Annotated in this window: 16 protein-coding genes and 2 pseudogenes; 2 read left to right on the top strand and 16 right to left on the bottom strand. The window is 42.4% G+C overall.

Annotation, left to right across the window (positions count from 1 at the left end; all coding sequences use genetic code 11):
- On the top strand, nt 1-129 hold the full coding sequence (locus tag DXZ23_RS15730) for a DUF6900 domain-containing protein (RefSeq protein ID WP_256593686.1): 129 nt from the start codon (nt 1-3) through the stop codon (nt 127-129).
- Here DXZ23_RS15730 and DXZ23_RS00075 read toward each other — a convergent pair.
- Entirely contained in the window at nt 126-776 is a 651-nt protein-coding gene (locus DXZ23_RS00075; protein ID WP_017805439.1) for an IS1595-like element ISHpa1 family transposase, read from the bottom strand. The two genes, DXZ23_RS15730 and DXZ23_RS00075, sit on opposite strands and share 4 nt — an antisense overlap.
- Between DXZ23_RS00075 and DXZ23_RS16200 the strand changes: the two genes are divergently transcribed.
- The gene (locus DXZ23_RS16200) at nt 776-916 is read left to right on the top strand and encodes a DUF6900 domain-containing protein (RefSeq protein ID WP_440582429.1); all 141 of its coding nucleotides are present in this window, start codon (nt 776-778) and stop codon (nt 914-916) included. The two genes, DXZ23_RS00075 and DXZ23_RS16200, sit on opposite strands and share 1 nt — an antisense overlap.
- A 20-nt stretch (nt 917-936) precedes the next feature.
- On the opposite strand, the gene DXZ23_RS00070 is transcribed toward DXZ23_RS16200, so the two are convergent.
- From DXZ23_RS00070 to DXZ23_RS15710, 15 genes and pseudogenes are all read right to left on the bottom strand, one after another.
- Nucleotides 937-1,791, bottom strand: coding sequence for a hypothetical protein (locus DXZ23_RS00070; protein ID WP_021723692.1), 855 nt, complete (start codon nt 1,789-1,791; stop codon nt 937-939).
- A 67-nt stretch (nt 1,792-1,858) separates the two neighbouring features.
- Nucleotides 1,859-1,969 (bottom strand): Com family DNA-binding transcriptional regulator, encoded by a 111-nt coding sequence (locus DXZ23_RS00065; protein ID WP_082188684.1) that lies wholly within the window; start codon nt 1,967-1,969, stop codon nt 1,859-1,861.
- A 161-nt stretch (nt 1,970-2,130) separates the two neighbouring features.
- A complete protein-coding gene (locus DXZ23_RS15275) occupies nt 2,131-2,271 on the bottom strand; it encodes a hypothetical protein (protein ID WP_172457178.1) in 141 nt (46 codons plus the stop codon).
- A gap of 34 nt (nt 2,272-2,305) precedes the next feature.
- Complete coding sequence (locus tag DXZ23_RS15270) at nt 2,306-2,602, bottom strand: hypothetical protein (RefSeq protein WP_035695581.1); 297 nt, start codon at nt 2,600-2,602, stop codon at nt 2,306-2,308.
- On the bottom strand, nt 2,580-3,221 hold the full coding sequence (locus DXZ23_RS15265) for a DUF4376 domain-containing protein (RefSeq protein WP_051185281.1): 642 nt from the start codon (nt 3,219-3,221) through the stop codon (nt 2,580-2,582). The genes DXZ23_RS15270 and DXZ23_RS15265 overlap by 23 nt, the downstream gene beginning before the upstream one ends.
- Before the next feature lie 8 nt (nt 3,222-3,229).
- On the bottom strand, nt 3,230-5,113 hold the full coding sequence (locus tag DXZ23_RS00055) for a pyocin knob domain-containing protein (RefSeq protein WP_021723695.1): 1,884 nt from the start codon (nt 5,111-5,113) through the stop codon (nt 3,230-3,232).
- Nucleotides 5,114-5,161: 48 nt separating this feature from the next.
- Complete coding sequence (locus tag DXZ23_RS00050) at nt 5,162-5,731, bottom strand: phage tail protein (protein ID WP_017807532.1); 570 nt, start codon at nt 5,729-5,731, stop codon at nt 5,162-5,164.
- Nucleotides 5,724-6,836: a baseplate assembly protein gene (locus DXZ23_RS00045; RefSeq protein ID WP_035695582.1), complete on the bottom strand. Its 1,113-nt coding sequence runs from the start codon at nt 6,834-6,836 to the stop codon at nt 5,724-5,726. The genes DXZ23_RS00050 and DXZ23_RS00045 overlap by 8 nt, the downstream gene beginning before the upstream one ends.
- Entirely contained in the window at nt 6,833-7,192 is a 360-nt protein-coding gene (locus DXZ23_RS00040; protein WP_021723698.1) for a GPW/gp25 family protein, read from the bottom strand. Before DXZ23_RS00040 ends, DXZ23_RS00045 begins: the two co-directional genes overlap by 4 nt.
- A gap of 56 nt (nt 7,193-7,248) precedes the next feature.
- Nucleotides 7,249-7,860, bottom strand: coding sequence for a phage baseplate assembly protein V (locus DXZ23_RS00035; protein ID WP_035695583.1), 612 nt, complete (start codon nt 7,858-7,860; stop codon nt 7,249-7,251).
- Nucleotides 7,847-8,910 (bottom strand): annotated as a pseudogene (locus DXZ23_RS00030) (phage late control D family protein). Before DXZ23_RS00030 ends, DXZ23_RS00035 begins: the two are co-directional and overlap by 14 nt.
- A complete protein-coding gene (locus DXZ23_RS00025) occupies nt 8,903-9,130 on the bottom strand; it encodes a tail protein X (RefSeq protein WP_017807377.1) in 228 nt (75 codons plus the stop codon). The pseudogene DXZ23_RS00030 and the gene DXZ23_RS00025 overlap by 8 nt, the downstream one beginning before the upstream one ends.
- Nucleotides 9,114-9,605 carry a hypothetical protein gene (locus DXZ23_RS15725; RefSeq protein WP_256593685.1) on the bottom strand — a complete coding sequence of 164 codons (492 nt, stop codon included), beginning with the start codon at nt 9,603-9,605 and terminating at the stop codon, nt 9,114-9,116. Before DXZ23_RS15725 ends, DXZ23_RS00025 begins: the two co-directional genes overlap by 17 nt.
- 157 nt (nt 9,606-9,762) lie before the next feature.
- Nucleotides 9,763-10,038 carry a phage tail protein gene (locus DXZ23_RS15720; protein WP_256593684.1) on the bottom strand — a complete coding sequence of 92 codons (276 nt, stop codon included), beginning with the start codon at nt 10,036-10,038 and terminating at the stop codon, nt 9,763-9,765.
- A pseudogene (locus DXZ23_RS15710) lies at nt 10,038-12,275 on the bottom strand (phage tail tape measure protein); the annotation flags it as partial. The gene DXZ23_RS15720 and the pseudogene DXZ23_RS15710, both read right to left, overlap by 1 nt.

The raw sequence follows: 12,275 nt of genomic DNA, 5'->3' as shown, positions 1-12,275 counted from the left end.
ATGAAAAAACCAACTGAAAAAACCATCGCAAAAATATTAGAAACCATTGCAAAAGAGGTGGGGGATATTGAAACATTAGAAACCCGAATGAGCGACCATTTAGATTTTGGGGCTGTCCTAGATAACTAGACTAAACTCCCTTTAACCAATTGTTTTAAAATAGAAATTTGACTTTTTATGTTGCTGTAATTAAAACGCCATTCACATTCCTTTAAATAAAGCTCAAAATGCGCTTTTGGGATACCATTAAATTTTCGTAAATGGCGTTTTGCTTGGCTCCAAAAATTCTCAATTCCGTTAATGTGGTTATGATTTTCAGCAAAATGTGTGCTGTGATTGATACGAAAATGACTAAATTCACTCACATCAAGCACGTCATAACTACGATAATTATCGGTGTAAACAATACTATCAGGCTTTACCTGCTCCCGAATAATGGGTAACAAGGTGGCAGATTGCGTATTTGGAACCGCAACGGTATAAACCTTGCCATTGCGCTTGAGAAGCCCGAATACCGCAATTTTCCCTGCCGCACCACGACCACGTTTGCCTTTGCGAGCACCGCCAAAATAACTTTCATCGGCTTCAATTTCACCTTCAAACATCTCTAAGTGAAGGCTGTTTTGATAGATGAGTTGGCATAAACGATGAAAGTAATATGCGGCAGTCGTTTTGTTTACATTGACTAACTCTGCTGCTGTCCTTGCAGTAACACCTGCAACAAATAGCTCAATGAGTTTATTTTGTTTGTGCTGACTTAGACGACTTTTTCTCATTGGTTCATTCTAACCTAAATAGATTTTTTAGTTGTTATCTAGGACAGCCCCTAGATTTTTATGATATGGGCGTGTGGAATATCAAACGCCTTATGCGTGCGGCTTATGAGGCAGGCTATAAGGCGGGCGTTGAAAAATAGGGGCGTTAGCCCCTTAATTTTTAGAATTTAAACACCAAATTATCCTCATAGCTAACCTGATAGTTTAACGATGTTTGAAGGACTATCCGCTCAGCTCCATCAAAGGCTTGCCAGTTATCCTTTTTCGCCTGCACCATATACGCAATAAACCGCACAAACTCTGACTTAGTGGAGCTAAAAAACACATAAGGCGGTCGTGTTCGGTCAATAAGCTGCAAGAAATCAATCAAATCAAAATAATTTGCCATTTTATAGCTGTTTTGCTTGGTGCAAAGATAAGGCGAGTCTAACACAAACAGGGCTTTAGGGTTGTCGGCAAACTTAGGCAGAAGCTGTTGAAATGGCTCGCTGACTATCTCAAGCCCATCAAGGTAATCCTCTGCACTAGGATAATCAGCCAGCTTTATTCCATTCCAAAATGTCTTGCTAAATAGCTCCTCAAATGAGCTGACTTGTTGCCCACTGAAAAGCAACCAACTTGCAATGGTGTTGAGGTCTTTAAATCCCTTAAAATCATTGATTTTATTGATGATTTCTTGCTTTTTATTGTTATCTAATCGCTTGTTTTTGGGTACAATATCGCCAACAATTTGAAGCAGTTCAGCTCGTAAACGATTTGTATCGCTTATGTGTTTTAACCTGTCGGCATAGCCATCAAAATCATTATAAATCACCCGTGCTTTGGACTTGATACGCTTTGCCACATGGCTTAATAAACCACTTCCTCCAAAAGCATCGACAATCGTCCACCCCTCCCCATCATCAGAAATATGCTCATTTAAAACCTGTTTAAAGGCGTTTAAAAACAGCCGTTTTTGCCCAACGAAAGGCAGTGGTGCTTGTTTATAGTGAGTAGGATTTGTTTGATTTGCCATAATTTATCCTTAAATTATGGCGTTCTGACGCTCAAGGCGTTCGGACACTCTGAGTTGTTTAAGTTGTTTAACGAGTAGGTTTAAATGTGTTTAAGGTTTTACACCGCACACATTTAATTTCTAAATATTGATTATCTTTTGTGCGTGCAAGGAGCTTTTTACAGCACTTGCACCGCATTTCTTGCAAATCTTTTTGCATAAACTTTCTCACTTTACGCGGTTTTGTTACAATCCGCCCGTCTGGTCAGACAAAGCGGTCTCGGGTCTATGCAGGTGCTATCTGCTTAGGCTGATGTGGTAGAGGTCAGAGCCTACCACATCGCCGCTTCTTCTTTTGCTCTAAACGTTTACTTCATTTTGCCCCTCCCAAATAATATCTAACTCATTTGAAATAACCTGATTATCCTCGTCTTTATGGTAAGAGCCATCGGCATTATGCCAATGCACTGCGGGCAGCTCCGAGTCTGTTTGCTCAACCACTAATAGCTTGCCAAATGGGCTTTCATAAACAATTTCAGCGTAATTGCCGTTTCTTAATGTAGATCACCTCTGAAAAATCTGTAGGATATTGCCGCCGTTTCACCTCGCTTTCATAGGCGGTTTTGCAATGGTCTTTGTCGAAAAACAGCCCATTCACCAGCCGAAACCAAAACCGCCAGCGGGCTTTGGGCTTGCTCTCTAACACGGCTCGGCGGTAACAACGGCTGGAAAAGGTTTCATCTGCCCCACCGCCCGTTAAGGCGTTGCAAAGTTGGTCGAGGGCAATCAAAACGTGATAGCCCCACGTTTTAAAGGGATTTTTCTTGCTCATTTTGGTATTCCTCATAGGTTTGCGACCAGCCGATTGACCAGTCATACTCAAGCGGATTTTCCGCTTGTTCTAACAAAATCTTGTGCATATAGGCGTTTTCAAACATTTTTTCTTTGAGCGTTTTCGCCGCGTTCCACACCGCTTTGAATTTGTCAAAATCCAGTGGCTCTGCGGTGTTATCCGCACAAATCAGGGTGAAAATACGCGGCTCGCCGTTTTCTTCCGTTTTGCCGTTTAAGTCAAAATCCGCTTTGATTTCAACCAACGTGGCACGCCCTTTTTCGTCCGTATCCACCCATTTGCCGATTTCTGGTACATATACACCGCCGTTTACGCACGCATCGCGTTTGGCGTTGATTTGTAAGCGGATTTGGTTGCGTTGGTCGGTAAGCAGTTCGGCTTGTTTTTCCGTTGATAATACCCATTCCGCCCCGTTCCAACGGTGATATTCGCTCGGGGCATTGCCTTTATCGATAATGTTTCCATTCACCAGCACGGGATTGATAAAAACCTTTTCGCTCGCTACCGCCGTTTCGCCACGTTGCGCCAAATCTTCCTCGTTCATCCGATTATCGCAACTGTAAAGGAAATCCCCCAATTTATTAAAAACATAAAACATATTTGCTCCTATTTAATTCCAATAACAAGATAGTTGGCTCTACCGTTTGTCCAGGAGCCTACGTCCATACCTCGCCCCTCACCGTGCCAAGCTTGAGCTGTAACTGTTCGCCCTGTAACAAAACAACGTTGATAGTAAGATTTGCTTCTGCCTGATTCCTGAATATCCCATGGTTGTGTCCTTGGATCGTCAAAATTCATTGAGACAAAAAACTTACATTGTCCTTCGCTAAATGATGGAGGTAATGGCAAAGTGGCTCCGTGTTCAACTACACCCGTTAACACCGCCACTTTCCCATTCACCCAACTTTGATAGGCAACCGTCTCACCGCCTTGCTGAACGGTCGGGAACCTCACGTAGCGGTCAGGGTTTTCCTGGTTTGGATAGCGGTAGACAAAATTAAAGCGTGGGTCGGTTGCTGAGGCAGGATTGACTTCCCACTGCCAATAACCACCATCGGGTAGGATGGCACGGATGCGCCCCCAGGTGTTACTTTTAATCTCTACTCGTCCACTGGCAAAATAATTAACAGCCGATAAACTTGCGTTACCTGCGTCGCCTGTTTTTTTGTAAGTGCTGTCAGACTGAAAATGAAAGGTGTTGCTGTTGTCATCGTGCCAAATACCATCAATATTCTTGCTATTGATAAAATCTTTTGTATCTGCACTAAATCCCAGCATGTTATTATTAAGGTTAATGTCACCTCTAAATATCCCTCCTAACTCGGTCATAATCTGTTTTTGTCCGAGATAAGTGCCATTTGCGTCAAATGCCGTGGTAAATATATCCCAAGCCTGATTGCCGTTATAACTACCATAACTAAAACCAATCCCTCTTGCGTGGGCGTTGGTGGTGTAGGATGGGTGTGTGATGTGCACCATCAAACTGGCAAGCGGCAGGTTGTTAAGTTTATCGCCGTTTGGTCGGTAAAAACCGCTGTAGGCATAACCCTCTGCCTTGGTGTAATCAATGGTCTTTTGGCGTATCTCACTCTTATCATCAGCACTCATTACCCAATTTGTCCAATTGCCGCCGACTTTACGACGGTTGAAAACTTGGCACGAATGAAACGTGGTAAACCGCTGAAAATATCCGTTGCCAAAGACCTCTAAAGCCCCATCACCTCTCTCAACGGGGTAATTTTTTGCTAGCGTTGCTTTAGACGAGCCAACAATATAATAATTGCCGTCTGTGGTTATCTCATCAAGATTTTGGTCAGCACCGATGGGGGTAGTCAAATTATCCAGTCTCACCCAGCCATTCGCCCAATTGTTGTTGCTTTTAAGGCGTTTAAACATCTTACCGTTAGAGGCAAAATAGATTTGCTCATCTGCTGACAGTACAAGCAACACCCCGGATTGTTCTTCGGGATAATTGTTATTTGGCGTGTTGCGATAAGTTGAGTTGTGATAGATGCCTTTTACAGTGATGTCATTGAGATTATCGCTTGCGGTCAAGGCACGTTGGGCAAAATCCGCAATCTTATAGCCTGCTAAGGTTGTGGCTGGTGATTGTTTGCTTTCAGCCAAATTGTAAGCACTTTCGGCTTTATCAAACGCCGTTTTCACCGCCAACGCACTTGCCCCAAACACGCTTGATGCCATATTAATGCTATCAGTAAGTTGGATCAGCCCTTTTTGCGTAGTTGAGCCTTGCGGAAGGCTATGTGTATGTCCATCACTTTCCACGGCTTCGGTTGTAGTAGCACTTAATGGCTTAGGTCGCCCTTGCTGTTTTGTCGTTTCTAGCTGATTTTTAAGCCAAGAGGTACGGTTAGCCAGCTGTTTAATAGGTTTGTTGGTGATACCATCTTCACCACCATGTACAGGGTCATTTTCCTCAATTTGATAAATGCCTTTTTCCCATTTTTCTTGCTCTGTTAGATTTGCCATTTCCTATCCTTAAATTATCTTTAAATGCAGTTTAAATAGACATTAAAATTATGCTGAGCCATGATTGTATGCCCCGTTATAAGTCGCTTTGTTGTTATAGCGAATGGGCGTTGCTTTATAATCCAGCACAGCCAAAATGCAACGTGCGGGGGCAAAATTCAGCAATACTTTGCGAATTTCTGCTGATTGTTCGTTCGTGATGGGTTGATTTAAGCGGATAGCATAAGCCGCCCAACGTTCGTCTTGCGGTATGCGAGTCACTTCTTGGTGAGAGTCATAATTTCGGGCTTTTAATCCCTCATCTATTTCAATTTCGCCAAAACCTAATTGACGCAACACGTCACGAATTGCCCAAGGAGTGCCTTTATAACGATGCAGTTTTACCGCATTGCGGACAAGCTGACGTTTAGAGCTTTCGCTTTCTGCCACAAATAAGCCGTCATAACCTGTGACACTCCATTTTTCCGCTAAAAGCTCTATCCATTTATCATCAAGCAATTCTACAAGGCTGGTCATAATTTGACGTTTTGCTTGCAAATCTAATTTCTTACCTAGCTCTGCAAGTGCGGTATATTTTTCAGAGGTTTTTATGATGCTCGGATATTGTAGTTTAGCCATTTTGTCGTACCCCATTGATATTTAGGGTTATTTTGGTGCAGTTCGCCCATTCGGTCGCATTGAGGATCATTTTGGTCGGCTGTTGAATAGCTACGTCATACACGCCCTCAACGCGTAACACCTGCATTAATGCAGAGGGGACAACATCCATACCGAGTTTTTTAGTACGTTTCGCTAAATAATCCTGCAAGGCATCAAGAGCTTTGGTTTTCACAATATCTTCACGATACCCCTCAAGTAAGGTAAGTTCTGCCACGATTTGGTAGCTTTGCACAATCGGATCTTTGACAATAACTACATCACAAAGCGGACGGCGATGCTCTGGACTTAAAGCGTCTATAATCGCCTGTTTAAGTCGTTCATCAGGCACACCTGTTACGGTAAGTGGGTAGATATTTACCTTACCTCCTCCACCATTAATCACCTGTACATCGACAATTGCTTGTGATACTGTGCGAGTATGGTATTGATAAGCCGCAATAGAACCGCAAGTGCTAAAGGCTTCAGGTGCTTGCAAAATACGCTCACGGTAAGCCTCATCATCTTCTTCGGCAATGCCACCGCTTGTCGTATCAATATTGCTAACCATAATGGTTTTATCGGTATTTAATGGCTGTTTTAATTGTTTTACCCGCCCAATTTCCCAACCATTGCCAATAGAGCCTGTTTTATTGGCTTCTGCTTCAATTTCTACATAACTAATTAACGGGGTGATGACATCATCGGCAAGGGTGATAAAACTGAGTTCTGGAGTAACTACCACTTCTGTGCCTTTCGGTACTAAAATACTGCTGTGTTCACCCTCTACACTAAAACGCAACACACAACGAGCTGCCTTATCACGCAGACGGTAACAGCCAAAAGGTTCACCACATAAATCCAACGCTAGTCCTACTGCAAATTGTGGAAAGGTTTGTAAGAATGCCTCATTAATCCCTTTGCGTACCAATAATTCTCGGTAAGCATAGGTTTGAATAATTGAACGCTCAATATGAGCAGGTTGTAAGGTTTTGCCTGTACGTTGTTCATAATCTACAATGGCATCACTTAAAATTTGTTTCACGTCCTCATGGACAATTTTCACATCGTCTTTTTGCCAACTCATAACTTCACCGCCGTTTGATAAATTTCTCGATATATTTCGTCTTTTAAATGCCACTCAATTAGACATTCAAAATGAGGAGCTTCACCAGTGATATTAACTCGTTCAACCCTGATACGAGGTTCCCATTGTACTAAGGCGTAGCTTATTTCACGCACGATATGAGGGACAGCAATGTCTTCAGGCTGATCTAAATAATTGAAATGATCGCTGCCAAAGTGCGGTCGCAAAATATCCGAACCTTTAATTGTATTGAGAATATTGGAAATGCACTGATGAATATCTTCAATTCCTTGTAAAGGCTGTGGATTGTCTAATTCAGGGGCAAGTTGCCAATGAGTAGTTAATTGTGTATTCATAGCCCTGAGGATACAGGGCTGAGAGGAAAATTGGTTTTAAAGTCGTTTAAAGATTTTTATTTGGCGGCACTTGTATCGTTGCCATCTCCTTGCTCCGTATGCACGTGGTTTTTCAGGCTGATATTATCGGCTTTAATATCCCCACCTTTTGTCGCTAACGTGCCATTAATCACCGCCGCAGCACCACCTTCTCCGCCATATCCTGTCATTCCTTGCATATAGGTTAATTTCCCTTCTACAAGTAAATTACCCGCAGTTTTGGTTTCAGGGCTATCAAGCGTGATAAGGCTTGGGGATTTAACTAATACCGTTCCTACCGCATCAATCACTACATCACCTGTTGCCCTATTGTGTGAAATGGTTGTGCCGTTTTTAAATTTGAGCATAAACATCTCGCCATTCGCCACAGGCACAGGGTCTTGTTGGTTATAGATTGCCCCTAGCACACAGCCACCTTCACCGCGAGCGTCTAAAATCAACGCCAACAATTCGCCGACATCAGGCAAGCAATAAAATTGATTTCCGCCTGCATTAGGCACAGGGTAATGTAACCATGCGGTTTCTAAGTCATCAAGGGCAGGGATTTTGCACCGCACTTTATGGGTATTAACATCAACCGCAGAAACAATGCCCTCTTGATAGGTCGCGGTAAAATTATGGGTTTGCATAGGTTGCCTCCATACCTAAGGTAATCAAATCATCAGGGATAAATTCAAGCATTCTTACTTCAATTTCGGTTTGATAGCCGCTAAAACGATTTAAACTATGCCTTGTGCTTTTAATCAGATACTTGCCACTAAACACGCCCAAATTACGCAACAAAATCGTATTGCCAGCCACCAGTTTAGGATTGCCCCAAAGCGTGATATTACCCGCTTGCTGGTCATCATTTTGTTCCGCTAACGCGGCATCAGTTCGGGCATCAATTTGCTCTTGGGTCTCGCCACGGGTAACAATGCGTAGCGTATCACCGCTTGCTTCCGCTGATTGCTGAATGCTCTGACGGCGTTTTGAGGCGTTCTTGCGTTGCTTGATGACCTGTTTGCCATTGGCATCAAAGCCCTTAATTTCCACCGCTTTTGCGGTATCTTTAATGCGATCACGCAATCGTAGGCTGATGACATCTTGCTCATCAAGGACTGCGACAGGATTACTTTGTCCTAATTCGTCTTTATGGGTAAAGACTAATTGTTCACCTACAATCTTAAAACTGTGATGATATTCACGGGCAAGACGTGATAAAAACTCCACATCACGTTCTTGGTACTGAGTAACCCGTTTAATCGGAATAGGCTTAATAGTTCCTACCACCTTAAGTTTTAAATGTCCTGCTACTTGTGCCACAATCTGTGCAAGGGTAGTGTTTTCATAGGCTTTGGGTTTTAAAGTGCGGTAATTTTTGCTGATACCGCTACTTAAAGCCCGTAGCGTAATAGTTGAAGGGCGGGCTGCATATTCCACCTCATCAATTTCAAAGCCGCCAATTTCTACTAACGGCGAGCCTTTATAACCAATCGCTGCAATTAATTTATCTCCTTGAGTTGGAAACCACTGGCGTATCCATTTTCCTTGGATATCTTCAAAGGTTACGCTTAATTCATCACTTTGCCCTTCTAGATAATCGGTATAGCTCAGTTCAATTAAGTGCGGTTCAATTTCGGCGGAAATATTAGTTTTTTCATAAACAGCGAAAAATCATATTGAGCGACATTAGTCATTGTTTCCCCTTAGCCAAGGTGGCATCTGTTCATTATTGGTGGGTTGTACTTGTAAGACAGGGATATAAACCGTCACCCCCATTGGCAACACTTCGTAAAAACTGAGTTGCTGATTGGCATCAATAATACGACTATAGGCTAAAGGATCACCATAGTAATAGTAGGCAAGGTTGTCCCAACGCTCACCCAGTTTCACAGTATGCTTAATCACGGTTCTCATTATTTTCTTCCTCATCATTGCGTAATACCACCCAAGCTGTCATTTCGGCAGTAGTTGTGGCGAGGTTATCAATATGTTCAATCACTTCATTTAAAGCATTATCAGCAATCGCAAATCCTTTATCCCAATCAGCGATATCCAATTGTTCAAAGCTCGTTTTAGCAAATGATAGCGTATCGTAAATAGCTTGCCCTGACTGCACAAATTCTCCTACAGCATTCAAATAAGGTGACACACTATCCAAAACTGAACGCATACCAACAAGATCACTAAATGCCCCTAAAGATTGATCTAGACCAGATAAGGCTTGAGGTAAGTGATTGAGAGCTGATAGAGGATCTGTTTTTAACTGTCGCATCACCGCCACGATATTTTTCACATCATCAACAGCACGCTTACCTGCTTGATAAAGCTGTACTCCTTTATTGACTAGACTTTTTATTTCACTTAGTGCATTCGTAAGATTTTTAGGCAAAATTGAGCCTAAAATGCGATTATTACCTAACTGTAATGCTGCTCCTTGTAATGTCGCTCTAATTTACCTATATATTCGGTAAGACTAACGTTAATCTCTCGGCACAACACATTACCTTTATCATCAGTAAAGAGCGTAGTTGAGCTTAGATTAGTGATCACATAATACCTTTAAGCCCATTACGCCCCCATACTAAAGCCAATGGTTTTTGTGTAGATTTTGCTGCACTTAACGCACGCCAGCGACTTTCCACGTTACCGAGTTGGTGGTGTAATCTTGCTGCAAACTGTAATGTAGTTAGTCCATCACCTGTGGCTTGTAGTCTGGGTTTACCACGCATTACAGCATGTTCAGCAAAACTGGCTTGCTGAGTTTCGGAAAATTCTGTTAAATCAATAGGTTCAAAAACAATGTCACCAAGTAAACAATACATCAGTAAGCCCTCCGCATTTTTTGATCTATCACATGATCTAATAGGCGTTCAAATTCCGTTAAAGAGAGGTTCAGCCTTGTTGTACTTGGTCTAACACCCTTGATTTTGATTAGCATTAACATTAATCGTTGGGTTAAAATTCACCACAAACGAATGACCTGCTGATGCTCCCTCTTGCCCTACTACTGCATGTCGATTTAAGGGTTGATAATCCGCAAAAGGCGAAGATGGAGCGGTGTGTTGTGCATTCGAGTCAAAATCAGGCGTGGAGAAATTCGCAGGTTGATTTTGCCCTAAGAGATTGCCAACAGCACTCACGCCAAGTTTCACATCGTCCCAAAGTGTTTCCAAAATGCCTTTTTTCTCGTTGAATAGTGGTTTAAAGAGCGTTTCAGCATCATTTAAAACAGGCGAATTTTACCGCACTTGAGAGGTTTTGACTGGCTTGTGTAGCAAGAGGCTGAGCCTTATCCATACCAATTGCCAAGCCTTCAACCACATTCACGCCATAGCCCTTAAATACGCGACTTGGGCTGTGAATACCGAGTTTTTCAGCAAACCAACCTTTGATGCCATTACCTAACCCAGAAACGATTTCTTTCGCACCTTCCCACGCATTGCGAATACCACCCACTAAACCATCAATCATTTTTCCCAAATTCAGAAAACTTGCTCGGAATATCAATGCCAAACCAAGACAGCACAGTGGAAAAAACTTGATGAAACAACCCCAGCGGCGACCAGTTAAGAATGGTGGCGGTAATGTTGCCGATGCCTGAGTTGAAAAAGTTGGTGATGTTATTCCAAAGCTGTCCAAAGTAATCTGACACCCCTGCCCACGCACTCGATACCCATTCAGTTGCTCTCGTCCAATACCTTGCACCCAGTTGCAGAAGTTTTGGAAATAACCCGTGACTTTCGTCCAAAGATTAGAAAACCACGCTGAAATAGGTTCCCAGTTGTCATAGATGAGATAAGCAGCGACAGTGATGGCAGTAATAGTTAAGCCGAGGGGTTGGTAAGCAGAGCTCTGCCCATTGAAAAAATAGCAGTTTTAACAACCCCTAAAATGGTGACTAATTTGTCGAATATCGGCAACAAAGAAAGTGCAATAATTTTAACAATGTTCAATAGTGTGCTGCCAAAACCTGAAACAAACGGTTTAATGAATGAAAATGCTTTTGACACAAATCCCGCACCGCTTTTTAGTTTTAAGAATGTTCCTGTGATGGTACTAAAAATCCCAATGACAAAAGACAGCCCAAAAACCTGCTATTGCACCAATTCCCACTTTAAGTAAAGAGGCAACGAGTTCTTGGTTATTGCTAATTAAATCTGATACCCAATGCACCATAGGCATAAGCCCTTGCACAAAATTATTGATAATCGGCAAAAGTGATGAGCCAAGCGTAACGCCCACTTCCATAAAGCTATTTTTGAGTAACTTCAGACTGTTTTCTGTTGTGGCAGCTCGAGCAGCAAATTCTTTTTCCATTGAACCAAGATACTTTGCTTTACCATTTGAGTCCGTATCTTGTAATGTTTTCAAGCTGTTTTCTAACACTTCCACATTACCTGCAAGCACTGCCACATCATCGGCATAGTCTAAGCCGAATAAATCAACTAATACTCCCATTTGTTTTTCTTTCGGCAGTTTTTGAATTTTTTTTAAGAAGTCGGTTAAAGCACCTTCTGCATCTTGTCCAATTGAATTTTTTAGATCTTTGGCATTAAGCCCCATTGATTTCAAAGCGTTTTGGAATTTCTTGCCGCCTTTATCAGCTGTCATCAATTTTGTGAGCATTCCATTAATTGCCGTTCCTGCTACTTCAGGTGCTTTACCTAATGAAATAAAGCTACTAGATAAAGCAGCTGCCGCATTTTCGGTTAAGCCGAATTTTTTGCCACGCCACCAATTCGTCCAAGCGTACTCACTATGTCGCTGGCTTTTGCGGGGCTTGAGTTGGAGAGTTCGTTGATCGCATCACCTAACTTTTCAATCTCTTTAATCGGGATTTTGTACACGTTGGCAAGTTTCGCCATTGCATCACCGCTATCTTCGGCAGACATATCAAATGCCACCGACATTTTTGCAATAGTTGTGGTGAAATCTTTGAGATCTTCTTCAGCTATACCAAGCTGACCACCTGAAGAGCAGCAGCAAGCTCTTCGGCGGTCATTGGTAGTATGCGGGTAAGATTGAGAATATCTTGGGATAGATTAGCGAAGCCCTCAGG

It is taken from the genome of Avibacterium paragallinarum (assembly GCF_900450705.1).
Lineage (GTDB): Bacteria > Pseudomonadota > Gammaproteobacteria > Enterobacterales > Pasteurellaceae > Avibacterium > Avibacterium paragallinarum.
Note: the sequence above shows the minus strand (reverse complement) of the source record. Positions and strands in the feature narration are given on the sequence as shown.

Bases quoted from the DNA above. Each gene is read 5' to 3' on its own strand.
- DXZ23_RS15730 (WP_256593686.1), top strand. From the start codon at position 1: ATGAAAAAACCAACTGAAAAAACCATCGCAAAAATATTAGAAACCATT.
- DXZ23_RS00075 (WP_017805439.1), bottom strand. From the start codon at position 776: ATGAGAAAAAGTCGTCTAAGTCAGCACAAACAAAATAAACTCATTGAG.
- DXZ23_RS00070 (WP_021723692.1), bottom strand. From the start codon at position 1,791: ATGGCAAATCAAACAAATCCTACTCACTATAAACAAGCACCACTGCCT.
- DXZ23_RS00065 (WP_082188684.1), bottom strand. From the start codon at position 1,969: ATGCGGTGCAAGTGCTGTAAAAAGCTCCTTGCACGCACAAAAGATAAT.
- DXZ23_RS15270 (WP_035695581.1), bottom strand. From the start codon at position 2,602: ATGAGCAAGAAAAATCCCTTTAAAACGTGGGGCTATCACGTTTTGATT.
- DXZ23_RS15265 (WP_051185281.1), bottom strand. From the start codon at position 3,221: ATGTTTTATGTTTTTAATAAATTGGGGGATTTCCTTTACAGTTGCGAT.
- DXZ23_RS00055 (WP_021723695.1), bottom strand. From the start codon at position 5,113: ATGGCAAATCTAACAGAGCAAGAAAAATGGGAAAAAGGCATTTATCAA.
- DXZ23_RS00050 (WP_017807532.1), bottom strand. From the start codon at position 5,731: ATGGCTAAACTACAATATCCGAGCATCATAAAAACCTCTGAAAAATAT.
- DXZ23_RS00045 (WP_035695582.1), bottom strand. From the start codon at position 6,836: ATGAGTTGGCAAAAAGACGATGTGAAAATTGTCCATGAGGACGTGAAA.
- DXZ23_RS00040 (WP_021723698.1), bottom strand. From the start codon at position 7,192: ATGAATACACAATTAACTACTCATTGGCAACTTGCCCCTGAATTAGAC.
- DXZ23_RS00035 (WP_035695583.1), bottom strand. From the start codon at position 7,860: ATGCAAACCCATAATTTTACCGCGACCTATCAAGAGGGCATTGTTTCT.
- DXZ23_RS00025 (WP_017807377.1), bottom strand. From the start codon at position 9,130: ATGAGAACCGTGATTAAGCATACTGTGAAACTGGGTGAGCGTTGGGAC.
- DXZ23_RS15720 (WP_256593684.1), bottom strand. From the start codon at position 10,038: ATGTATTGTTTACTTGGTGACATTGTTTTTGAACCTATTGATTTAACA.